Raw genomic sequence first — 25,380 nt, 5'->3', positions numbered from 1 at the left:
ACAATGTTAGATAAGTGTATTTTTTTAATTGGATTTCACGATGAGTTCACAAGAAGGACACAAAACGTGACTATACTGAAAATACGAATTCACCAGAGAGGGGAAATAAAACATGGGATATTACGACGGACCAAATTTAAATGAAGAGCATAGTGAAACGAGAGAAGTGAGAAAATCAGGTAGTAAAAAAGGCTATTTCTTCACAGGTTTAGTGGGAGCTGTAGTCGGAGCGGTTTCGATTAGTTTTGCAGCACCATATATGCCATGGGCTCAAAATAATGGAGCGCCAGTATCATCATTTAGTTCGGATTCAAAAGTAGAAGGTACTGTAGTTCCTGTTGTAAATAAAGCGAAAAATGAAACTGATTTACCTGGTATGATTGAAGGGGCGAAAGATGTTGTTGTAGGTGTTATTAATATGCAACAAAGTGTTGATCCATTTGCAATGCAACCGACAGGTCAAGAACAACAAGCCGGTTCAGGATCAGGTGTTATTTATAAAAAAGCAGGAAATAAAGCATATATTGTAACAAACAACCACGTAGTAGATGGAGCAAATAAACTTGCTGTGAAGCTGAGCGACGGAAAGCAAGTTGATGCGAAATTAGTTGGTAAGGACCCTTGGTTAGACTTAGCGGTTGTTGAAATTGATGGATCTAATGTAAATAAAGTTGCCACTTTAGGTGATTCAAGTAAACTTCGTGCGGGTGAAAAAGCCATTGCAATCGGTAATCCACTTGGATTTGATGGAAGTGTAACGGAAGGTATAATCAGTAGTAAAGAACGCGAAATTCCGGTTGATATTGATGGGGATAAACGACCAGATTGGCAAGCACAAGTTATTCAAACGGATGCAGCGATTAATCCAGGTAATAGTGGTGGTGCATTATTTAACCAAAATGGTGAAATAATTGGGATTAATTCAAGTAAAATTGCACAACAAGAAGTTGAAGGAATTGGATTTGCTATTCCAATTAACATCGCAAAACCAGTTATTGAATCTCTTGAAAAAGATGGAGTAGTAAAACGTCCAGCTCTTGGAGTAGGTGTTGTTTCACTAGAAGATGTGCAAGCTTATGCAGTCAATCAATTGAAAGTACCGAAAGAAGTAACAAACGGCGTTGTATTAGGTAAAATTTACCCAATATCACCAGCTGAAAAAGCTGGTTTAGAGCAATATGATATTGTAGTAGCATTAGATAATCAAAAAGTAGAGAATGCTCTTCAATTCCGTAAATATTTATATGAAAAGAAAAAAGTAGGCGAGAAAGTAGAAGTTACATTCTACCGTAACGGTCAAAAAATGACGAAATCGGCTACTTTAGCAGATAATTCAGCTACAAAGAATCAATAATCGAAATAAAAGAAAGTCTCTTTCATATTGAAAGAGACTTTCTTTATCGGCTATACTAAAGGAATAGGAGGGATTAATTATGACAATTGAAAACCCAACTCGTACGGAAATTGGTGAAGTGTTAAAGAAAAGCAAAACAATTGCGGTTGTTGGATTATCAGATAAGCCAGAACGTACATCGTATATGGTTTCAAAAGCAATGCAAGATGCTGGATACCGCATTATTCCAGTTAATCCAACAGTAGATGAGGTGCTCGGAGAAAAGGCAGTTTCTTCACTAAAGGATATTAAGGAACACGTTGACATTGTAAATGTATTTCGTCGCTCAGAGTTTTTAATGGATGTTGCAAAAGAATTTGTAGAGATTGATGCAGATGTTTTTTGGGCACAATTAGGAGTACAAGATGAGGAGACATATAAACTTTTAAAAGAAAAAGACTATACTGTAATAATGGATCGTTGTATTAAAGTAGAACATGCGATGACAAAATAGTATAGATTTAAAGGTAGAAAGATTGATTCAGCCCTCATTATAGATAAGTAGGGCCGATGAACGAGGTGTTCATCATGAGATTTTTTAAAGGCTGTTTTTGGGGATTGTTATTTGTAATCCCATTTTGGATCTTGATCATTTGGATCATAATAAAGGTTTGGAATGTGTAATCTTGGAATACATATCCATTTCTCGTTGACAAACGATTATTTTTCTGAAATAGTAGCCTAGAGGAATCCTTGTGAGAAAACAAGGATTTTTCTATTGAAGATGGTATATAAAAGAGATAAGATAACTTGCCAAAACTATAGTCGAGGCGTTATTCTATAATAGAAACATATGTTCTGATTTTGGATTAGGAAAGGGGCAAGGAGTTTGGCGAAGCATCAGTTCCAATATAATGAAGATGCGATTCAAGTGTTAGAAGGACTTGAAGCCGTTCGAAAACGCCCGGGTATGTATATCGGGAGTACGGATAGCCGTGGATTGCATCATTTAGTATATGAAATAGTAGATAACTCCGTTGACGAAGCGTTAGCGGGATTTGGCGACGAAATTTCAGTCGTAATACATAAAGATAATAGTATTAGCGTTATAGATAAAGGGCGAGGAATGCCTACGGGAATGCATAAACTTGGGAAACCTACACCTGAAGTTATTTTAACTGTACTTCATGCAGGTGGTAAGTTTGGTCAAGGTGGCTATAAAACGAGTGGTGGTTTACACGGTGTTGGGGCATCAGTTGTAAACGCTTTGTCAGAATGGTTAGTAGTAACAATTAAGCGTGATGGTAACATTTATGAACAACGTTTTGAAAATGGTGGCGTTCCTGCAACAACGTTAGAGAAAATCGGGAAAACAAAAGAGTCTGGTACGACAATGCATTTCAAACCAGATACAACGATTTTCAGCACGACAAATTACAATTATGAAACATTATGTGAGAGATTACGTGAATCTGCATTCTTATTAAAAGGAATGAAAATCTCGATAAAAGACGAACGTAATGATTTAGAAGATATATTTCATTATGAAACAGGAATCGAAGCTTTCGTTTCATATTTAAACGAAGAAAAAGATTCAATTCACCCGGTTGTATATTTCACTGGTGAACAAAACGGGATTGAAGCAGAACTAGCATTCCAGTTTAATGATGGTTACTCAGAAAATATTCTTTCGTTTGTAAATAACGTACGTACAAAAGATGGTGGAACACACGAAGCTGGATTTAAAACAGCGATGACGCGTGTGTTTAACGAGTATGCTCGTAAAGTAGCACTATTAAAAGAAAAAGATAAAAACTTAGAAGGTACAGATATTCGTGAAGGTGTAGCGGCTATCGTTTCGGTACGTGTACCAGAAGAAGTGCTTCAGTTTGAAGGGCAAACGAAGGGGAAACTAGGTACAAGTGAAGCGCGTTCTTCAATTGATGCCATTGTATCTGAGCATTTAGCATACTTTTTAGAAGAAAACCCTGATGTAGCTACACTTCTTGTGAGAAAAGCAATTAAAGCAGCACAAGCCCGTGAAGCAGCCCGTAAAGCAAGAGAAGAAGCGCGTAGTGGTAAGAAAAAGAAAAAATCAGAAGGTACGTTAAGCGGGAAATTAACACCTGCACAATCACGTAACCCGCAAAAAAATGAACTGTACCTAGTAGAGGGTGACTCTGCCGGTGGTTCTGCGAAACAAGGACGAGACCGACGTTTCCAGGCCGTATTACCGTTACGTGGTAAAGTAATTAATACAGAAAAAGCAAAGCTTGCTGATATCTTTAAAAATGAAGAGATTAATACAATCATTTATGCGATTGGCGGCGGTGTAGGAAATGAATTTGATGTTGAAGATATTAACTACGATAAAGTTGTAATTATGACCGATGCCGATACGGATGGGGCTCATATTCAAGTATTGTTATTAACGTTCTTCTACAGATATATGAAGCCACTTATCGAAGCTGGTAAAGTATTTATCGCACTTCCTCCTTTATACAAAGTAAGTAAAGGAAAAGGTAAGAGTGAGGTAATTGAATACGCTTGGTCAGATGAGGAATTAGACGGTGTAACGAAAAAAGTTGGAAAAGGCTATATGTTACAACGTTATAAAGGACTTGGTGAAATGAATGCGGATCAATTATGGGAAACAACAATGAATCCTGAAACGCGTACATTAATTCGCGTGAAAATTGATGATGCAGCAAGAGCAGAGCGTCGCGTTACAACATTAATGGGCGATAAAGTAGAACCGCGCCGTAAATGGATTGAACGTAATGTACAGTTTGGTATGCAAGAAGAAGGAAATATTTTAGAAAATGAAATGATTATGGAGACGGAGGTGGAATAACATGCAAGCAGAGAAGTTTCATGACCTCCCGCTTGAAGACGTGTTAGGTGATCGCTTTGCACGTTATAGTAAATATATTATTCAAGATCGTGCACTTCCAGATGCACGTGATGGCTTAAAGCCAGTACAAAGACGTATTTTATATTCTATGTATGTAGAAGGTAATGTACATGATAAAGCGTTTCGTAAATCAGCTAAAACAGTAGGTAATGTTATCGGTAATTATCATCCACATGGAGATTCCTCTGTATATGAAGCAATGGTACGCTTAAGCCAAACTTGGAAAGTACGTAATGTTTTAGTTGAAATGCATGGTAATAACGGTAGTGTTGATGGGGACCCAGCGGCAGCGATGCGTTATACGGAAGCTCGTTTATCACCAATCGCATCTGAATTATTACGTGATCTTGATAAAGAAACAGTTGAATTCGTGTCAAACTTTGATGATACGAGTGAAGAACCAGTTGTATTACCAGCAGCGTTCCCGAATTTATTAGTGAACGGATCTACAGGGATTTCCGCTGGTTATGCAACAGAAATTCCTCCGCATCATCTTGGAGAAGTTATTGATGCTACAATGATGCGTATCGATAAGCCAAATAGTACTGTTGACGATTTATTAACAGTTATGAAAGGACCAGATTTCCCAACAGGCGGTATTATTCAGGGGATTGATGGTATTAAAAAGGCGTATGAAACAGGTAAAGGTAAAATTATTATTCGCGGAAAAGCAGAAGTTGAAACAGTGCGCGGTGGGAAACAACAAATTGTAATCACTGAAATTCCTTACGAAGTGAATAAGGCAAACCTTGTAAAGAAAATGGATGAATTACGTCTAGATAAAAAGTTAGATGGTATTGCTGAAGTGCGTGATGAGACAGATCGTACTGGTTTACGAATTGTTGTTGAATTAAAGAAAGAAGCAAACTCCGAAGGTATTTTAAATTATTTATATAAAAATACAGATTTGCAAATTCCATATAACTTTAATATGGTAGCGATCAATAATCGTCGTCCAACACTTATGACATTACCGAAAATTTTAGATGCTTATATTGGACATCAAAAAGAGGTTATTACGAGACGTTCGCAATATGAATTAAGAAAAGCAGAAAATCGTCAACATATTGTAGAAGGTTTAAAGAAAGCATTATCGATTTTAGACCAAGTAATTGAGACAATTCGAGCTTCAAAAGATAAACGTAACGCGAAAGATAATTTAAGTGCAAAATTTGGCTTTACAGAAGCACAGGCAGAAGCAATTGTTTCCTTGCAATTATATCGCTTAACGAATACAGACATTACGGCGTTACAAGAAGAAGCAGATGAGCTTAATAAGAAAATTATTGAGCTACAGGCAATTTTACAAAGTGAAAAAAGATTACTTCAAGTAATTAAAACAGATTTAAAGAGAGTTAAGAAAACATATAGTGATGATCGACGCGCGATTATTGAAGATCAAATCGAGGAAATTAAAATCGATGTAGAAGTGATGATCCCACAAGAAGATGTCATCGTTACTGTAACGAAAGAAGGATATGTGAAACGTACTGGATGGCGCTCACATAATGCCTCAAACGGCAAAGACTTCGGTATGAAAGAGGGTGACATCTTACTTGAACGATTCGATACGAATACGACAGAGACAGTCCTCTTATTTACGAATAAAGGAAACTATATATATCTGCCAGTATACGAAATGCCAGATATTCGTTGGAAAGATTTAGGTCAGCACGTTGCTAATATCGTTTCACTCGACCGGGATGAAACAATCATTTGGGCAACGGTTGTACCGAACTTTGAGGAAGAAAAACGATTTATCGTATTTGTAACACGAAATGGTATGATAAAGAAAACAGAATTAAATCAATATAAAGTTCAGCGTTATTCAAGGGCATTCGTTGCTGTAAACTTGAAAAAAGATGATGAAGTTGTCGATATATTTGCGACAGATGGAACGAGTGATATTGTTCTTGCTACACACGGTGCATATGCACTTATTTTCCATGAAGATGAAGTAAGTCCAGTCGGTGTAAGAGCTGCTGGTGTTAAAGCAATTAATTTAAAAGAAGATGACTATGTCGCTTCTGGTAAACCGTTAAATGGTGACAAAGATCAACTTATTCTCGTAACACAGCGCGGTGCTGTAAAACGTCTAAAAGCATCAGAAATTGAAAAGTCAACGAGGGCGAAACGCGGTCTTGTTATTTTCAAAGAATTAAAACGTAATCCGTACCGCATTGTCGGTATTGAAATTGTTCGGGACGATGAATTAGTTTACATGAAGACAGAGAAAAACATTGTAGAAGAGATTGATCCGAAAGCGTATCGAAATAAAGACCGGTATAGTAATGGTAGCCTTGTGCTAGATGTTAATGATACTGGTGAAGTAGTAGAAACGTGGACGAAGAAAAGACCAGAATAAAGAGGGCATCTTGCTATGAATAGTAGCAAGATGCTTTTTTCTAGGCAATTTATTATGTAAATAATAATAATCTTGTTATAATAACTGAATGAAATCGTTCTCATAAAGTGAAACTTTAATCAATGGGGAGTTTCTTCATCCTCACTGATTATTAGTTGAACCAATCGGGCTTTAACAAGCAGTTGATTCCTCACCTAATGCCTTAGCTTTCACTGAATTTTGAGTTAGGAATCTTACTGCCCGTTAAAGCGGGACAAATGGAGGGGCAACATGAAAAAAATAGGTGTAGGGATTGTAGGATATGGTTTTTCTAGTACGACATTTCATATCCCACTATTACAAACAATAGAAGAATATGATATTCGTGCTGTATTATCCTCAAAAGAAGAGGTAGTAAAAGAAACATTACCAAACGCTAATGTTGTTAGTACAATTGATGAATTGGTGAAGCGAGCTGATGTTGACTTAGTTGTTATTACATCACCTAATACAACTCATTTTCCATATGTAAAAGAAGCAATTTTAAAAGGTAAGCATGTTGTTGTAGAAAAACCATTTGTTGTCTCAATTGAAGAAGGAGAAGAGCTTATTTCATTAGCAGAGCAGCATAATGTAATGTTAAGCGTATATCATAATCGTCGTTTTGATAATGATTTCTTAACAATTAAGAAATTGTTAGGAGAAAACAGAGTAGGGAATGTATACGCATATGAATCGAATTTTGATCGTTTCCGTCCACATGTACGTGATCGATGGAGAGAAAAAAATCTACCAGGATCCGGTATATTATACGATTTAGGATCGCATTTAATTGACCAAGCGTTATCAATATTCGGGAAACCAGATGCGATAAGTGCAGATGTAATAAAACAACGACCAGGTGCAGAGGTGGATGATTATTTCCACATAGTACTTCATTACGGAGTTAAACGTGTCATTTTACGTAGTAGCAGTTATGTGAAAAAAGCTGGACCGCATTTTATAGTGCATGGAGAGAAAGGTTCTATCGTGAAGTACGGTATGGATTCGCAGGAAGAGCAATTAAAAAATGGAATGAAGCCAGGTGATAACGGTTATGGAGTAGACGATGAAGAGAATTTTGCTACTTTAGAAACAGAAGAAAGCTTAGAGCGTATTCCAACAGAAGTCGGTTGTTATGACAATTATTATAAAGGTGTACGAGATAGTATATTAAATGGTGAGGAACTACCTGTAACAGCAAAAGAAGGTTTAGATGTTATTAAACTGATTCAATTAGCGATTGAAAGTAGTGAAAAGGGTAGAGTCATTTCTATAAAATAAAAAAGACACGAAATTCGTGTCTTTTTATTTTTGTGGAACAGAAAGACCATAGAAGAACATCGTAACAATATCTTTTATATGTTTTTCCCGATCTCCTTCAAGAAGTTGTGCTCCAAATTCATCACCTAATTTTGTAAACATTTGAATGTAAAGTAACATCATTTCTTTAGTAAGGTGTGGATTAATTTCGTTTTTGCGCTGAGCTCGTTCTAATATTTCTAAATACCAGGGTAGGATTTTTTCATTTTGATAACTATAAATAAACTTACGGAGTTCTTCGTCCCTTTGCATCATTTGTAGTAACATATCAGGTTGAAATAATCCGCCAGTATTCATTTTTCTTACAATCATTTTTTGCATCATATCATGAAAAGGTAATTTTTCTTCTGCAAGCTCTTTATAATATTGAAATTCAGATATGATAAATTCTTGTATAAGCTCCCTAAATAACGCATCTTTACTTCCGAAATGATTATAAATTGTAACTTGAGAAACGTTTGCTTCTTTTGCGATATGTTCTATTTTCACTTCATTAAATCCACGTTCTGAAAATAATACGAATGCTGCTTCTTTAATGGCACGCTTTTTCTTTTCTTTTACTCTTTCAAAGCCGTTCAATGCAATCACCTCACTTAAAATATACAAGAAAAAATAATGGAAAACAATAATTTTGAAATATGGACTAATAAATATTTCAAAAAGTTGTTGCGAATATGGAAGATGAGGAGTACAATAATTTTGAAATATCACACATTAAATATTTCAAAAAATGAGGTGGAATTATGATTTCAGTTCAAGATGTCACAAAACAGTTTTCGAACGGAAAAGGTTTGTTTCATATTACATTTGATGTAAAAGAGGGAGAAGTATTTGGTTATTTAGGACCGAATGGTGCCGGGAAATCAACGACGATTCGTAATTTAATGGGATTTATAAAACCGACAACTGGTAAAGCGACAATTTTTGGATTAGATTGTTGGAATGAAGCGGCGAAAATTCAAAGGGAAGTTGGTTACTTACCGGGTGAAATTTCTTTTATTGAAGGAATGAACGGATTAGAGTTTTTAAAATTAATGCAAGGAATGCGAGGATTAAAGGATACGAAAAGACGAGATGAACTGATAGAGCGTCTGCAATTTGATGTGAAAACACCGATTCGCAAAATGTCTAAAGGAATGAAGCAAAAAGTAGGGATAGTCGCTGCATTTATGCACGATCCAGAGGTGTTAATTTTAGATGAACCAACATCTGGACTTGATCCACTTATGCAGCAAGTATTTATAGATTTAATATTAGAGGAAAAGCAAAGAGGAAAAACAATCCTAATGTCATCACATATTTTTACTGAAATTGAGAGAACTTGTGATAGAGTAGCTATTATTAAAGATGGTCGACTCGTAACGGTTGAAAATATTCACGATTTACAAAGTATGAGAAGACAGGTGATAGATGTAACAGTATCATCACAAGAAGAGATTGAGTCCCTTACAAAGTGTAATTTGCAATTTGAAGCGGTAAAAGGCAGAGAGGCATCTATCATTGTACAAGGAAACTATCAAACTGTTTTACAAACACTTTCAAACTATAATGTAACGGCACTTCAAACGAGAGCGATGGATTTAGAACATTTATTTATGCATTATTACGATAAGAAAGAAGGGGTAACGCATGAATAAGCAATTATTTTTAGCTAGTTTGAAAGAAACACAAAAAAATATTTTGAGTTATGCGTCTGGTGCAGCTTTATATCTGTGGTTATTAATTTGGATATTCCCGTCAATGGTATCAGCGAAAGGGCTAAATGAATTAATAGCTGCCATGCCTGATAGCGTGAAAAAAATCGTTGGTATGGAAAGTCCGATTCAAAACGTAATGGATTTTCTAGCGGGCGAATACTATAGTCTATTATTTATTATCATTTTAACAATTTTTTGCGTAACAGTTGCGACACATTTAATTGCTCGTCATGTAGATAAAGGCGCAATGGCATACTTGCTAGCAACACCTGTATCTAGAGTGCAAATTGCGATTACACAAGCTGCTGTTCTCATATTGGGACTTCTAATTATTGTATCTGTTACGTATGTAGCTGGGTTAGTAGGTGCAGAATGGTTTTTACAAGATAATAACTTAAATAAAGAATTATTTTTGAAGATAAATGTAGTCGGAGGGCTCATATTTTTAGTCATTAGTGCGTATTCATTTTTCTTTTCTTGTATATGTAATGACGAAAGAAAAGCACTAAGTTATTCAGCGAGTTTAACTATCTTATTTTTCGTATTGGATATGGTAGGGAAGTTAAGTGATAAGTTAGAATGGATGAAAAACCTATCATTATTCACGCTGTTTCGTCCGAAAGAAATTGCTGAAGGATCATATAATATATGGCCGGTAAGTATAGGTTTAACTACTGTAGCGCTTTGTATTTTTATCGTAGCGATTGTAGTATTTAGGAAGAGGGATTTACCGTTATAGAGTAGAAAGTCCACTGAGAAAGTGGGCTTTTTTTATTTGTAAATTTAAACTAGTATGTTTATTGCATCCTTATAAAGGATATTTATCTTTTTAGTTACAAAAATATTCAAAAAAGTGAACCTTTTTCTAGGTTCATACGTCTAATATATGTAAAGTTAAATTGGAAGTGATGAAGTGAGGATGAAACAGGAGGAGCAATTGTGAAAGTAATCCCTTTATATAAAATGATTGTAAAAGAAGAAACGGATGTTTCTTTAGCGAAAAAAGGTGATCATGAAGCCTTTATAGCGCTTATACATACAGAAAAAGCGAAGATGTATCGAATAGCAAAGGCGATGTTACGTGATGAGACAAATATAGAGGATGCGATACAGACAACAATTTTAAAAGCCTATGAAAATATAAAAAAATTAAAAAAAGAAGAATTTTTTCAAACTTGGTTAATTCGAATACTAATAAATGAGTGTAACAATATTATTAGAGCGTATAAAAATGTAATTGTGACAGAAGAGAATGATTATATTATGAGTGCGTGTGATCAGTATGAAGATATAGATTTGTGTAATGCGATTCAATCGTTACATGAAGAATTAAGAGCTGTTACGGTGCTTTATTACTATGAAGACATGAATCAAGAGAGTATAGCAAAGCTGTTAGAAATACCGAAAGGAACAGTGAAATCAAGATTATCACGTGCGAGGGAACAACTACAAAAACGATTAAAGATGGAATAGGGGGTGTAAAGGATGGATAATGAAAAATTATTTGATGAGAAATTAAAAAAGAGAATAAAAGATGAAAATGTTATAGTACCTCCAGAGTTAAATGAAAAGATTAATGGCACGCTACATAATCTTAAGGTAAAAAAGAAGAGTTACAAAATTCATATGATGATAATTAGTGCAGCGGTTTGTATACTTTCAGTGGTATCTATGTCTGAGTTTTCTATACAAAGTTTTGCGCAAAATGGTGGAGTATTTGAATATGTAAAGAAAAAAGCGTTTTCTGATTATGAAAATGAAGAAGAAATAAAATCGAATGTACATTATCCAGATAAAGAAAAGATTCATCAAAAAATGCTAGATTCTATTGATTATTTTAAAAATATTTCAGGACAATTTGAGGAATATTCTAGCTCATCAAGAATTGCTACAACATATAAGTATGCGATTGATACGGAGAAACAAAGAGGTATCTCTTCGAAAGAAGATAAACTAGCCAAAAAACGAACAATTATATATAACGAGGGCAAGAAAAAAGAGTTTGATGATGAGAAGTATACCTATAAAGAGACAAAATGGAACCCGAAAGAAAGAAACAATGAACTATTAAAATTAAATCCTACGGAAAGGTTAGTGAGAAAATCAGATGAGAAAAAGAGATATGATGATGAATATGTAGGGCTAGCTAAATATAGTATTCAATCAGAATTCGCAGATTTATTAATTCGATATAAAGATTGGAATTATAAAGAAACGAAATATCTTGGATTAGATTGCTACAAAATTGAAGGAGTTATAAACATAGAGATGCCTGTTAGCACCTCTGAAGATTTAAGAGGGAAATTCGAAATGGTTGTGGAGAAAAATACAGGGATTATGTTGAAATTTCTTAGTTTTCAAGAAGGCTTGATTCAATATTCAGTTACGACTGAATGGATACAAATAGATAAGGGATTGAAAGAAAGTATGTTTCAAAAGGATAGCGCTAAATATGAAAAAATGAAAAACATATTGGATGAATAGAAACAGGAGGAGAGTAAATGGGGAATCATTCATTTTTAAGAGAAGAGAAAAATAAGCAAAAATATAAAAAGAAAAAGATAATAAGTTTACTACTGGCGGTATTACTATTTGGTGGAATTGGCTATGGAGCCTATGTATATATGAAAACTTCTAGTCTTGTACAAAAATCTAATTTGAATTTAGCACGAGGTGAAAAATCCAATTTACGTGAGAAATCTGTAAAGCCAATTGCAAATCATGTTTCACTTTTAATTATGGGAATTGATGAAAATCAAGAACGACAAAAGGAATATAATGGTGCATTTCATACAGATGCATTATTGTTAGCGACTTTTAATAAAGACGATAAAACAGTGAAATTAACGAGCATACCGCGTGATACATATACATATGTTCCAGTTGAAAAGAAAAAAGATAAAATAACCCATGCATATGGAAGTGGTTTCGTTAAAAATGGTAAAGATGGAGGACCGCAAGCTTCTGTGGAAGCGGTAGAGAAATTGTTACAGGTGCCTGTTGATTACTTTGTGAAATTTAATTTTGGTTCCTTTACTAAAATTGTTGATGGGTTAGATGGTATTGAAGTGGATGTCCCAGTTGAATTTACGGAGCAAAATAGTAAAGATGAACCTGATGCGATTCATTTGAAAAAAGGATTACAAAAATTAAATGGGGAAGAAGCACTTGCACTAGCAAGAACGCGTCATATTGATAGTGATGCAATGAGAGGACAGCGCCAACAACTGGTTATTGAAGCGATTTTAAGTAAATTAAAAAGTGTAGGATCGGTTACGAAGCTAGAAAAAATAGTTGAGGCGGTTGATGGTGATTTTAAAACAAATTTAGTAATGGATGATATTTTATCTTTTTATAAATACGGTTTAAACGGTTCAGTTGAAAAAATACAATTAGCTGGTGATGATTTATACTTACCTAATGGCCCAAACGGGCAACGTGTATATTATTATAATCCTAATAAAAAAGATCTACAGAGTTTGAGTAATACTCTTAGAACACATCTAGGATTAAGTGAAAAACAGATTGAGGAGAATTAAAGCAGATGTAATGTCTGCTTTTTTATTATGTTAAATAGTATGTCTTTTATCCTTGAATGTTATATACTATTTTCAAGTTTGAGATAATAGTGTAACATAAATTATAGTTTAAGTTAAATAACAGGGGGGCTATTACATAGAATATATCATTAGCAATTATTGAAATAGTATGGGAGAAATGAAAATACAGGGGAGTATCAAAAATGAGAATCGTAAAGAATTTAACATTCCAAGTTATTGTGGCTATTATTTGTGGTATTGCAGTAGGGGCAATTTGGCCGAGTGTTGGACAACAAATGAAGCCAATTGGTGAAACATTCATCAATATGATTAAAATGGTTATTGCACCGATTATCTTTTTAACAATTGTGCTAGGTATTGCAAGTATGGGAAGTATGAAAAAGGTAGGCCGTGTTGGTGGGAAGGCACTATTATATTTTGAAATTGTTACAACAGCGGCTTTAATTATTGGTATCATCGTAGCGAATGTTGTACGTCCAGGAGATGGATTAGATCCCTCAAAACTAAAGGGCGGAGATGTTTCACAATATGTTCAAAGCGGACAAGAAATGAAATGGATGGATTTCTTTTTACATATCGTGCCGTCTAACATGTTTGAAGCATTTGCCAAAGGTGATATTTTACAAGTTCTGTTCTTCTCCATTTTATTCGGCGCAGGGTTAACGATGTTAGGGAAAAATGGACAACCGGTTATTGACTTTTTTGAAAGATTATCGAAAGTATTTTTTAACATTTTATCAATTGTAATGAAATTAGCACCGGTTGGAGCATTCGGTGGGATGGCATTTACAATTGGGAAGTATGGTTTAAGCACGCTCATACCACTGGGTAAATTAATGATTTGTGTATATGCGACAATGGCATTATTTGTTTTTATTGTTTTAAATTTTATTTGTAAACTGTACAAATTTAGTTTGTGGAAATATTTAGCGCATATTAAAGAAGAATTACTTATTGTTCTCGGGACATCATCGTCAGAATCAGTACTGCCGCGGATGATGACAAAGATGGAAGACTTCGGGTGTTCGAAGCCGGTAGTAGGTTTAGTCATTCCAACAGGTTACTCTTTTAACTTAGATGGAACAACGATTTATTTATCAATGGCAACTATATTTTTAGCGCAAGTTTTTCACGTCGATCTTTCACTAGGTCAACAATTAACTATAATAGCTATTTTGTTAGTTACATCTAAAGGAGCAGCAGCAGTAACCGGCGGGGGATTCATTGTACTAGCATCTACTCTATCTGCAATGAATGTTATCCCATTAGAAGGTTTAGCGTTATTACTTGGTGTAGATCGTTTCATGTCAGAAGCACGTGCTATCGTTAATTTAATTGGTAACGGTATTGCAACTGTAGTTGTTGCGAAAAGTGAAAATGAATTTGATGATGAGAAGTATACGAGAGTAGTAGAGGAAATGAAAAGAGAGAAAATGGTCGGGTAAAAAGTCAGCTTTGCTGACTTTTTTATTTTTGTAGAAAAGATGTTTTTAGATATATGCATTATTTATTAGCAATAATTAACAAGTATTCAAGTGGTAAATGAGATGAAAGTGATTAAAACAACGAATGTGTATGAATGCGAAATAAGGTTTGAACAAAATATGGAATTTTTATGAATATTACTGTAAAAAAATAATTTTTTAAAAATTTTCAATAATAATACTTTACAAAAATTAAAAAATTAGTAGAATAAGAATTAGTAAGAATCGTCTGATAAATATATAGAGAAAAACAGAATTATCAGAAAATTCTTTAATAGCTATCGTTAAGAATTAGGGAGGGTACAAAATGAAAAAGAAACAAATGAAAAAACTAACAGCAGTTGTAGCACCGGTTTTAGCAATGAGCATGGCGTTAACAGCATGTTCTACATCAGGTGGAGATAAGAAGACAAGCACAAATTCTAGCTCTAGTGGAGATAGTAAATCAGGGGAAAAATTAGCAGCAAAACAAGTGTTAAATCGAACAGTAACACAAGAGATTCCGACGATGGACTCTTCAAAATCAACTGATACAGTATCTTCACAAATGCTAGGTAATACGATGGAAGGGTTATATCGTCTTGATAAAGATAATAAGCCGATTCCAGCAGCAGCAGAATCTAGCACGAAAAGTGAAGATGGTAAAAAATATACGTTCAAACTACGCAAAGATGCAAAATGGTCAAATGGAGATCCAGTAACTGCGAAAGATTTCGTATACGCTTGGCAACGTCTATTAGATCCAAAAACAGCTGCTGAGTATGCATTTATCGCATTCCCGATTAAAAATGCAGAAGTAGTAAATAAAGGAGAAAAACCTGTAACTGAATTAGGAGTAAAAGCAGTAGATGATCTTACGCTTGAAGTTGAGTTAGAGCAAGCAGTACCGTACTTCTTAAACTTAGTAGCATTCCCATCATATTATCCATTAAATGAAAAGTTCGTAAAAGAAAAGGGCGAGAAGTTCGGTTTAGAGTCTGATACAACTGTCTATAACGGACCGTTCGTTCTTAAAGATTGGAAGCATGAACAAGGATGGCAATTAAAGAAAAATGATCAATATTGGGATAAAAAGACTGTGAAACTGGAAGAAGTTAACTTTAGTGTTGTTAAAGAGGCTGCGACTTTAGTCAATCTATATGATAGCGGTCAAGTTGACTTTGCTTTATTAAATGGAGAGTTCGTTGATAAATATAGAAGCAAGAAAGATGAATTTGGCACATATTCACAAGTGAGTACGTATTTCATTCGTATGAACCAAAAACGTGATGGACAAGACACGCCATTAAAGAGCAAAAAATTACGTGAAGCAATTGCGCTATCAATTGATAAAAAGAATTTAGCAAATGTAATTTTAAATGATGGATCAAAAGAAGCTGACTTCTTAGTACCAAAAGGGTTAGCAACTGGACCGGACGGTAAAGATTTCCAAGAAACATTTAAAAACGGTTTGAAACCAAATCCTAAAAAAGCTGCTGCAGCTTGGGAAGAAGCGAAAAAAGAACTTGGAAAAGATCAAGTTACGATTGAATTCTTAAACTACGATACTGGTAATGCGAAAAAAGTTGGCGAATATATTAAAGATCAGATTGAGAAAAACCTAAAAGGTGTAACAGTTAATATTAAACTTCAACCATTTAAGCAAAAACTAAAATTAGAAACTGAACAACAATATGATATTTCGTATGGCGGATGGAATCCGGATTATGCAGATCCAATGACGTTCTTAGATATGTTTGAGACTGGACATTCTCATAACCAAATGAGCTTCTCTGACCCTAAATATGATGGCATGGTGAAAAAAGCTGGAACGGAATTAATGAGCGATGCGAAAAAACGTTGGGAAGAGTTAGGAAAAGCTGAAAAAACATTACTTGAAGAAGATGTAGCGATTGTACCTTTATATCAACGTGGAGATTCTTATGTTTTACAACCAAATGTAAAGGGAGTAGTAAAACATAATATCAGTCCAGAATTTAGCTTTAAATGGGCATATGTAACTGAAAAATAATAGAGTTAAAAAAGCATTTCAAAGTAGCTTAGCTACTTTGAAATGCTTTTTTTGTGAGCTTAAAATACTAATTTTTAGTATGGTTAAATAGAGGAGAATAAGGTGTATAGTATGTACATATAGTAGATGGGGGATAAATCCTACTAGAATAAAAAAGTCAGAATATTTAAAATTAAACTATTTACAAATGCGAAAAAAAGAGTAGAATAACATTAGTTGTAATTTTCTGAAAAACGAATCTTTAGTAAGGGGTCTCTCAAGGGTTGGTAATGTACATATAATTAGGGAGGGTACAAAAATGAAGAGAAAAAAGATGAAAAAGTTAACGGCAGTTGTAGTACCAGTTTTAGCGATGAGTGTTGCATTGACAGCATGTTCTGGGTCAGGTGGGGAAAAGAAAACGACTACTACATCAAATAGTGGGGAAGAAAAAAAATCTGATATTAAATATGCAGCGAAACAAGTATTAAATCGTACGGAAAACCAAGAAATTCCGACGATGGATACTTCTAAATCTACTGATACATTAGGTGCGCAAATTTTAGGGAACACGATGGAAGGCCTATATCGCCTTGATAAAGATAATAAGCCAATTCCTGCTGCGGCAGAGTCTAGTACGAAAAGTGAAGATGGTAAAAAGTATACGTTTAAACTGCGAAAAGATGCAAAATGGTCAAATGGTGATCCTGTAACAGCGAAAGATTTCGTTTTCGCATGGCAGCGCTTACTTGATAAGAATACTGCGGCAGAATATGCATTTATTGCTTACTATATTAAAAATGCGGAAGCGATTAATAAAGGAGAAAAACCTGTAACTGAATTAGGAGCGAAGGCGGTAGATGATTACACGCTGGAAGTAGAATTAGAAAAACCGGTACCGTATTTCTTAAATTTATTAGCATTCCCATCATACTATCCATTAAATGAAAAATTCGTAAAAGAAAAAGGTGATAAGTACGGTTTAGAAGCAGATACAACTGTGTATAACGGTCCATTCGTTATGTCTTCATGGAAACATGAACAAGGTTGGCAGCTGAAGAAAAATGATAAGTACTGGGATAAAAAGACTGTGAAATTAGAAGAAATTAACTATAGTGTAGTAAAAGAGGTTGCAACGAAAGTAAACTTATATGATACAGGATCAATTGATTTTACATTACTATCAGGAGAGTTTGTAGATAAATATAAATCGAACAAAGAAGAATATGGTGAGTATGCGGAATCAAGTACATTCTTCTTACGTTTAAATCAAAAACGTAACGGACAAGACACGCCTTTAAAGAGCAAAAAACTTCGTGAAGCAATTGCATTATCAGTTGATAAAAAAGGATTGGCAAATGTAATTTTAAATAATGGATCAAAAGCAACAGATCAATTGGTTCCAAAAGGACTTGCGACAGGGCCAGATGGTAAAGATTATCAAGATACATTTAAAAATGGTCTGAAATATAATCCGAAAAAAGGAGCAGCAGCGTGGGAAGAAGCGAAAAAAGAACTTGGAAAAGATCAAGTTACAATTGAATTGCTAAGTTATGATGATGGAACTGCGAAAAAGATTGCTGACTATGTAAAAGATCAAATTGAGAAAAATTTAAAAGGTGTAACGATTAATACAAAAATTCAGCCGTTCAAACAAAAATTAAAATTAGAAACTGCGCAAGATTATGAAATTTCTTATGCAGGTTGGAGTCCAGACTATGCGGATCCAATGACATTTATTGATATGTTTGAATCGAAGAGCCCGTACAACCAAATGAGTTATTCAAATCCAAAATACGATGAAATGGTAGGAAAAGCAGGTAATGAATTAATGAGTGATGCGAAAAAACGCTGGGAAACGTTAGGGAAAGCTGAAAAGTTATTCCTTGAAGAAGATGCAGGGTTAGTTCCTTTATATCAAACAGGAAGATCGTACGTAATGAAACCGAATGTAAAAGGAATTGTGAAACATAACATCAGTCCAGAATATAGCTTTAAGTGGGCGTATGTAACTGAGGATGGCGGAAAAAAATAAAGTGAAAGCATTTCAAAAGTGGCTGAGCTGCTTTTGAAATGCTTTTTAGTATGCATAAGGGAATAAATCTCGTTAGCCTATTGAGAATCGGGTAGGTAATTAGGAAGGTTCTATCGGAGGAAAATAGAGAGATCAGTAAGTAGTAAGACAGATGAATGATAGTAAGAGACCTCATGCTAATAAGAAAAATATAGAACGTAGTAATAGATTGGAATAAGGGAAGGGATGTTTACATATAGTAGACGGGGGATAATTCATATAGTAGTTAAAACAGCAAGTTACTATAATAAAAAAATAAATATTTAGAAATTTACAAAAATACTTTACAAAATCTAAAAAAACAGTAGAATATTAATTAATAAGAATTTTCTGATAACGAAAGTTAGTAGAGAATTTCTAAATGTTAATATCGTACATATAATTGGGGAGGGTACAAAAAAATGAAGAGAAAAAAGATGAAAAAATTGACAGCGGTCGTAGCACCAGTTTTAGTAATGAGTATGGCATTAACAGCTTGCTCTGGATCAGGAGATAAAGAGAAGGCAAGCACAACACCGAAAAGTGGTGAAAAAGAAGGCGGAAAGTTAGCGGCGAAGCAAGTGCTTAATTTAACAGAGTCTCAAGAGATTCCATCTATGGACTCTGCTAAAGCGACAGACCAAGTATCGTTTCTAGCTTTAAACAACGTAATGGAAGGTTTATATCGACTTGATAAAGATAATAAGGCAGCTCCAGGGGTTGCTGAATCATATAAAAAGAGTGATGATGGTAAAAAGTATACATTTACATTAAATAAAAATGCAAAATGGTCAAATGGAGACCCTGTAACAGCGAAGGATTTCGTGTTTGCTTGGAAACGTGCGGTAGATAAAAATACAGCAGCGGAATATGCATACATTATGTTTGATTTAAAGAACGCAAAAGCAATTAATGATGGGAAAGCACCACTTGATACGTTAGGTGTAAAAGCTGTAGATGATTACACATTAGAGGTAGAATTAGAAAATCCAGTTCCTTACTTTGTAGAATTAACTTCATTCGGAACATTCTATCCGTTAAATGAAAAATTCGTAAAAGAAAAAGGTGAAAAATTTGGTTTAGAAGCAGATACAACGTTATACAACGGACCATTTACATTAACAGACTGGAAACATGAAGAAGGATGGAAATTAAAGAAAAATGCACAATATTGGGATAATAAAACAGTTAAGTTAGATGAAATCAACTTTAACGTAGTAAAAGATAGCGGTACACGTGTAAACTTATATGAAAGTGGACAAATCGATCGTGCGGGACTTACATCTGAAATGGTTGACAAATATAAATCAAATCCAGACTTCTATACACAAAAAACACCATCAACGTTCTTCTTACGTTTAAACCAAAAACGTGGTGGGCAAGATACAGTATTAAAAAACAAAGATTTACGTTTAGCGATTGCAAAGGCATATGATAAAAAAGGCTTAACGAACGTTATTTTAAATGACGGATCTACACCGGCAGATTACTTAGTACCAAAAGAATTTGCGAAGAGTCCAGATGGAAAAGACTTCCGTAAAGATAACGGAGATATTTTAAAAACAGATGTGAAAAAAGCAAAAGAGCATTGGGAAAAAGCGAAAAAAGAACTTGGAAAAGAGCAAGTAACGATTGAGCTATTAAACTACGATAGCGATAATGCGAAAAAAGTAGGGGAGTTCTTAAAAGGAGAACTTGAGAAAAACTTACCAGGGTTAACAGTGAACTTGAAAAATCAACCGTTTAAACAAAAGTTAAAATTAGAATCAGATTTAGATTATGATTTATCTTACGCTGGTTGGGGCCCTGATTACTTAGATCCAATGACATTCATTGATATGTTCGTTACAAATGGTCCTCATAACCAAACTGGATATTCAAATCCAAAATATGATGAAATTGTAGAAAAAGGTAAAGGCGAGCTATTAACGAAAACGAAAGAACGTTGGGATAGCTTACTAAAAGCTGAGAAAATGTTACTTGATGATGCTGTAATTGCACCATTATATCAACGTGGTGATGCTATCGTTCAAAGACAGAAAGTAAAAGGTATTGTTCACCATCCAGTTGGTGGAGACTACAGCTATAAATGGGCATATATTACAGAGGATAAGTAAGATGAGGGGCGTACAATACGCCCCCTTTTTCTATGCACTTTTCTTCCGTCCTCGAATATATAAAATAAAAAAGGGAGAATCCCATGAAACGAAACACATACATCGATTTCCTAGCTTATTACGGAATAGGAAGTGCTCATCCTGGTGGTTTTACGTTAACAAAACAATTGTTAGCACAACTGCCTTTTAAATATGGAGCGAATGTCCTTGAGATAGGTTGCGGTACGGGGAAAACAGCGGCATATATGACAAGGGAATTTGGTTATAAAGTAACAGCGGTTGAAAAGAATGAAATTATGATTCAAAAGGCAAAAGATAGATGGTTGTTTGAAGGGTTAGATATACAATTAATTGAAGGAAATGTAGAGAATTTACCGTGTTTGAATAACTCATTTGAGTTCGTACTTGGAGAATCAATCATCGCTTTTACAGATAAAGAAAGGGTTATCTCGGAGTGTTATCGTGTATTACAGCAGGACGGTAAGCTTGTTGTCATTGAAATGATTATTGATAGGCACATTGATAAGGGTGAGGAAGAAAAAATCGCCCAATTATATGGCATGAAAGAACTGTTAACTGAGAATGAGTGGGTACAATTATTTCAGAAAGCAAATTTTAAAAGAATTACAATTGCGGGTGGTGGCACGATTGCAGAAACAATCTCTGGCTCTGTAGAAGAGCCAGAATGGAATGTATCCTCACATATTCCGAATGAGTTATATGAGGCGTGGGCACAGCATGAAAATGTACGGCTTATGTACCAACACATTTTAGGGCATCGTATTTTTATATGTGAAAAATAAAGAAAAAGAGTTGGCTAAAGGTAGCCAACTCTTTACTATGTTAAATGAAAAATAATGCAGCTAATGTAATTCCGAAGATGAAACCAAATCCGAGTTCAACACCCCAGCCACAACCGCCGCCTCCCCAGCCGCCGCAACCACAACTACTACAACCACGACCACCACATCCGCAGCTGCTGAATCCACCACCGCATCCGAATCCACAACTATCACACCTGCTAAGGCCTCCACAAAGGTCACAACCACCGTTTGCATAAGCGTCGTAGTATCCGAACCCTGAATCAAAAGATGAGCGCTGTTGCACCGGTTCGATCCATACAGAGTTTTGTGTCACATCGATTATTTTACCTAAATGTATACGGCCATCACGGTCTTCAATCCGAACAACTTTTCCGAAATAACGTTGGCATGTATGATAACATTTTTGTCTATGCATATTCTTTCCTCCTTCCGCATTACAGTAATACGATATGTAAGGGGGACAAGTGCGGCTTGTACGAATGCCCTATCTATCATAATTGTTATAGGAAAGGGGAAATATAAGAAGAGGATATATAAGGAGGAAAAGGCATGAAATCTACAGATCAGTTTCAGACATACGAAGTACCATGGGAAGATTTTATTGAAGCGTTACGAGAGGAAATGAAGAAGCAAGTAGGGACAGATATTATTGATACAGTAGTTTGCAATTTAGAAGATGGTTTTGAAGTGTATACATATGTGCAGGGGGATTTAGATTTTGAATATAAGGAAGCGCTTGAGAGAAAATACGGAAGTGATGCGAAGACACCTAATGTGTTAACGATAATGTTATTAGCTAGTATTTATAATACAGGTGAAGAGAATATACGCTTGCATGCGGATCATAAAGAGAATCCGATTGTTGAAGTGTATGTAAAGCAATGAAACACGCTGTGAAAGGCGTGTTTTTTAATTGTATGATAAAATGTTAGAAAATTAAGAAAGAAGGTGATGAGTTGGGAATTAAACATCTTAATTTAACAGTTGCAGATGTAGTAGCTGCAAGAGAGTTTTTAGAAAAGTATTTTGGCTTAACTTGTAGTGGAACAAGGGGGAATGCCTTTGCAGTTATGCGTGATAATGATGGATTTATACTAACGTTAATGAAAGGGAAAGAAGTTCAGTATCCAAAAACATTTCATGTAGGATTTCCACAAGAAAGTGAAGAACAAGTAGACAAGATAAATCGAAGATTGAAGGAAGATGGATTTTTGGTCGAGCCTCCTAAGCATGCCCATGCGTATACGTTTTATATTGAAGCACCTGGTGGATTTACAATAGAAGTGATGTGTTAAGTCAAAAATCAAACTTTTTGTTATGTGTTTTTAAAATAAAAAGTAGGAAAAGTCTGTTTTAAGCGTGGAGCTTAAACAGGCTTTTTTACTTATATAATTGGATAGAGAATGCTAGAAGGAATATTACCAAGTGTATGATCTGTTTACATAATAAGGTTATGGTGGGTTAGTTGTCCTAAAATACAAGTCATATATCTTGTTTCCTCTCATAAATTTAAACATAGGAATTTGTCTACAAAGGTGGCGAAGCCTCATCATGAAAATCCGAATTTGTGCCACGTTCATGTTGTTTCTATTTATATGTTTACCTTTATCAGCTTTTGCAAAAGGAGAGGAGGCAAAGGAAAGGGTCGTTTCACTTGTATATGACGATTCGGGCAGCATGAGAAATAACGATCGCTGGAAATATGCCAATTATGCTTTGCAAAGTTTAGTTGCGCTATTGGATGAAAAAGATAAATTTTCTTACGTTCCAATGAGTAAGCCGAATGATCCATTAAACATTTCGTTAACGAAGGATAAAAGGCAAACAGAAATTGAGGGAATTGGAGCGTGGAAAACGTATTTAAATACTCCATTTAGCGCGGTAGAAACGGCGATGCAATCTATAAAAAAGGAAGCAGATATAGATGGAAAACGTGAATTTTGGCTTATTGTATTAACTGACGGGGCATTTAATGATTTAGAGAAAGATAAGGTTGGCGGAAAAGAACAAATTTTGCAGAAATTAGCCCAGTTTAAGAAAGAAATGGATACAAAAAAGATATCGTTACATCCAGTCTTAATTACGATGGAAGAAGATTTAGGACAACAAGAAAAAGAACAACTAAATACGTTCAAGGAAATATGGAAGAAAGAGATAAATGGTGTTACGATGCCGTCAAGCGGAGAAGATGGCATTGTAAAAAGTGTAAATCAAGTGGCAGCATTAGTTGCAAATCGTGATCCATTCTCCTCTGTTGAATCGATTGTAAAAACGAAAGTAGTGGGGAAAAGAGTAGAGATTACAACACCATTTCCGTTAAAGCGTATGACGCTTGTACGACAATCGCCTTCTCTGCTCGATTATCAGGTCACACAAATTTCTAAACCATTACAATTACAATCTTCTTTTTCCATACATGCACCAGGAGAAGCAAAATTGTTCGGAAATATAGTTCATATAAGTACGGAAAATGAGGAAGTTATTAAACCAGGAACTTATACGATAGAAGTGGATCAGGACATTGAGAAAGAAGGACTACAAGTATTAGTTGAACCAGCGCTTAATTATACGGTTTCTACTTATGACAAAGATGATAGTAGTCAAAAAAATGTAGAGAACATGTACGAAGGTGTTACTGCTGTTATTGAAGCAAAGCCTACGGAGTTGCCAGTTCAGTCTTCTTACTTTCAGGCAGAAGTAGAAATAGATGGAAAACAATATGCAATGAAGTGGAACGATAAAAGGCATGTGTTTTATTACGAAACGAAGCTTGGTAAAGGGTTAGTACGCGGGAAAGTTCATATGAATATAAAGGGGTTTTATAGACAGACGAAAGAATTTAAAATTGAAACAGCTGAGAAACCGAAATTATCACTTCAAACTGTTACAAAAGATTATGAAGAAAAAGTGACAAATTTAGAGAATAGTAAACCATTTGTTTTACAACCACAGTTAGATGGTAAGTTAATGACAGAAGAAGCTGTAAAAAAACTATTAAAATCTACTGGTGTCACATCTAAACAATCAATCAATTATGAAATAAAGCAACATGGAAATCAAATCTATGTTTATCCTCGTCCCTATTACTCCGACACATTTAATTTTACAGATACCGGCACCGTAGAAGCTACCATCGTAATGCAGGATTCAAAGTTACAAGAAGTAAAGAAAAACATAACATTCCATATTCAAGATGCTCCGTTTTATGAAAAATATGCGCTTATTTTTAAGTTTGTCATTCCTATCACTTTATTACTGCTAGCAGTAGGAATCATTGTTTTAGGATGGATTGTTCGGCCAAGATTTCACCGGAAAGCACTACTGTATTATGAATGGGATCAAGAGGTAGCGAAAGATTGGCTATATCAATCTGAACCAGAATTACTTCGAAATAAATGGTGGAACCATTATTTTGGTATCCCATTTAGAGCAGAAAGAAAAACCGTGCAATCCGTTACGTTTATAGCGAAGAAAGGTTCGAAATCTGTCTTTGTAGCGAAAGAATCACAAGTAGTTGGAATGATTATTGATGGAATGTTTATAGCAGAGGATGAAGTAGGAATGGAACATAAGACACTATATCCAAATGAACTTTTACTAATTGATAGGGGATATGGTAAAGAGATTTACAAGTACGAATGTGAATAGTAGGTAGGGATAAGAAGGGGATGGAGTATTGATCCTCTTTCCCTTTTTTCAAAC

The 25,380-nt window shown here is 34.9% G+C and carries 20 protein-coding genes; 18 read left to right on the top strand and 2 right to left on the bottom strand.

Going from position 1 to position 25,380, the window contains the following annotated elements:
• Nucleotides 1–112: 112 nt before the first annotated feature.
• The 5 genes from GBN91_RS13095 (at nt 113) to GBN91_RS13075 (ending at nt 7,914) form a co-directional block, all read left to right on the top strand.
• Nucleotides 113–1,354 carry a S1C family serine protease gene (locus GBN91_RS13095; RefSeq protein ID WP_000542646.1) on the top strand — a complete coding sequence of 414 codons (1,242 nt, stop codon included), beginning with the start codon at nt 113–115 and terminating at the stop codon, nt 1,352–1,354.
• A 79-nt stretch (nt 1,355–1,433) separates the two neighbouring features.
• Complete coding sequence (locus GBN91_RS13090; protein ID WP_044306934.1) at nt 1,434–1,847, top strand: CoA-binding protein; 414 nt, start codon at nt 1,434–1,436, stop codon at nt 1,845–1,847.
• A gap of 375 nt (nt 1,848–2,222) precedes the next feature.
• Nucleotides 2,223–4,187 (top strand): DNA topoisomerase IV subunit B, encoded by a 1,965-nt coding sequence (gene parE / locus GBN91_RS13085; protein ID WP_001062194.1) that lies wholly within the window; start codon nt 2,223–2,225, stop codon nt 4,185–4,187.
• 1 nt (nt 4,188) lies between these two features.
• Nucleotides 4,189–6,612: a DNA topoisomerase IV subunit A gene (gene parC, locus GBN91_RS13080; RefSeq protein ID WP_001147470.1), complete on the top strand. Its 2,424-nt coding sequence runs from the start codon at nt 4,189–4,191 to the stop codon at nt 6,610–6,612.
• 270 nt (nt 6,613–6,882) lie between these two features.
• Complete coding sequence (locus GBN91_RS13075) at nt 6,883–7,914, top strand: oxidoreductase (protein ID WP_000719783.1); 1,032 nt, start codon at nt 6,883–6,885, stop codon at nt 7,912–7,914.
• Nucleotides 7,915–7,938: 24 nt separating this feature from the next.
• Here GBN91_RS13075 and GBN91_RS13070 read toward each other — a convergent pair whose 3' ends face one another.
• Nucleotides 7,939–8,541, bottom strand: a complete 603-nt coding sequence (locus GBN91_RS13070) for a TetR/AcrR family transcriptional regulator (protein ID WP_002024578.1) — start codon at nt 8,539–8,541, stop codon at nt 7,939–7,941.
• A 155-nt stretch (nt 8,542–8,696) separates the two neighbouring features.
• On the opposite strand from GBN91_RS13070, the gene GBN91_RS13065 reads away from it, so the two are divergent.
• From GBN91_RS13065 to GBN91_RS13020, 10 genes are all read left to right on the top strand, one after another.
• Entirely contained in the window at nt 8,697–9,590 is an 894-nt protein-coding gene (locus tag GBN91_RS13065) for an ABC transporter ATP-binding protein (protein WP_000626577.1), read from the top strand.
• A complete protein-coding gene (locus tag GBN91_RS13060; RefSeq protein WP_001041419.1) occupies nt 9,583–10,389 on the top strand; it encodes an ABC transporter permease subunit in 807 nt (268 codons plus the stop codon). The genes GBN91_RS13065 and GBN91_RS13060 overlap by 8 nt, the downstream gene beginning before the upstream one ends.
• 200 nt (nt 10,390–10,589) lie before the next feature.
• The gene (locus GBN91_RS13055; RefSeq protein ID WP_000864730.1) at nt 10,590–11,123 is read left to right on the top strand and encodes an RNA polymerase sigma factor; all 534 of its coding nucleotides are present in this window, start codon (nt 10,590–10,592) and stop codon (nt 11,121–11,123) included.
• Between the two features lie 12 nt (nt 11,124–11,135).
• Nucleotides 11,136–12,134: a hypothetical protein gene (locus GBN91_RS13050; protein WP_000368242.1), complete on the top strand. Its 999-nt coding sequence runs from the start codon at nt 11,136–11,138 to the stop codon at nt 12,132–12,134.
• Between the two features lie 17 nt (nt 12,135–12,151).
• Complete coding sequence (locus GBN91_RS13045; protein WP_000526716.1) at nt 12,152–13,189, top strand: LCP family protein; 1,038 nt, start codon at nt 12,152–12,154, stop codon at nt 13,187–13,189.
• Nucleotides 13,190–13,392: 203 nt separating this feature from the next.
• Nucleotides 13,393–14,655: a dicarboxylate/amino acid:cation symporter gene (locus GBN91_RS13040; protein WP_001223628.1), complete on the top strand. Its 1,263-nt coding sequence runs from the start codon at nt 13,393–13,395 to the stop codon at nt 14,653–14,655.
• Between the two features lie 346 nt (nt 14,656–15,001).
• Nucleotides 15,002–16,705, top strand: a complete 1,704-nt coding sequence (locus tag GBN91_RS13035; RefSeq protein WP_000730167.1) for a peptide ABC transporter substrate-binding protein — start codon at nt 15,002–15,004, stop codon at nt 16,703–16,705.
• Between the two features lie 298 nt (nt 16,706–17,003).
• Nucleotides 17,004–18,719 carry a peptide ABC transporter substrate-binding protein gene (locus GBN91_RS13030; protein WP_000823467.1) on the top strand — a complete coding sequence of 572 codons (1,716 nt, stop codon included), beginning with the start codon at nt 17,004–17,006 and terminating at the stop codon, nt 18,717–18,719.
• Between the two features lie 440 nt (nt 18,720–19,159).
• Nucleotides 19,160–20,854 carry a peptide ABC transporter substrate-binding protein gene (locus GBN91_RS13025; RefSeq protein ID WP_000823441.1) on the top strand — a complete coding sequence of 565 codons (1,695 nt, stop codon included), beginning with the start codon at nt 19,160–19,162 and terminating at the stop codon, nt 20,852–20,854.
• Nucleotides 20,855–20,937: 83 nt separating this feature from the next.
• The gene (locus GBN91_RS13020; RefSeq protein ID WP_000828241.1) at nt 20,938–21,657 is read left to right on the top strand and encodes a class I SAM-dependent methyltransferase; all 720 of its coding nucleotides are present in this window, start codon (nt 20,938–20,940) and stop codon (nt 21,655–21,657) included.
• Nucleotides 21,658–21,697: 40 nt separating this feature from the next.
• Here the strand turns inward: GBN91_RS13020 and GBN91_RS13015 are convergent, their stop codons facing one another.
• Nucleotides 21,698–22,093: a hypothetical protein gene (locus GBN91_RS13015; RefSeq protein WP_000555006.1), complete on the bottom strand. Its 396-nt coding sequence runs from the start codon at nt 22,091–22,093 to the stop codon at nt 21,698–21,700.
• A 134-nt stretch (nt 22,094–22,227) separates the two neighbouring features.
• Here GBN91_RS13015 and GBN91_RS13010 point away from each other — a divergent pair, with 134 nt between their 5' ends.
• The 3 genes from GBN91_RS13010 (at nt 22,228) to GBN91_RS13000 (ending at nt 25,326) form a co-directional block, all read left to right on the top strand.
• Entirely contained in the window at nt 22,228–22,563 is a 336-nt protein-coding gene (locus GBN91_RS13010) for a hypothetical protein (RefSeq protein WP_000842887.1), read from the top strand.
• 71 nt (nt 22,564–22,634) lie between these two features.
• Complete coding sequence (locus GBN91_RS13005) at nt 22,635–22,973, top strand: VOC family protein (RefSeq protein ID WP_000511518.1); 339 nt, start codon at nt 22,635–22,637, stop codon at nt 22,971–22,973.
• Nucleotides 22,974–23,229: 256 nt separating this feature from the next.
• Entirely contained in the window at nt 23,230–25,326 is a 2,097-nt protein-coding gene (locus GBN91_RS13000; protein ID WP_152121594.1) for a vWA domain-containing protein, read from the top strand.
• Nucleotides 25,327–25,380: the final 54 nt, after the last annotated feature.

The sequence above is a fragment of the Bacillus sp. B1-WWTP-T-0.5-Post-4 genome (genome assembly GCF_009183795.1).
In the GTDB taxonomy this organism is placed as follows: Bacteria; Bacillota; Bacilli; order Bacillales; family Bacillaceae_G; genus Bacillus_A; species Bacillus_A cereus.
The sequence above is the reverse complement of the archived record's forward strand: the minus strand, read 5'-3'. Positions and strand labels throughout refer to the sequence as shown.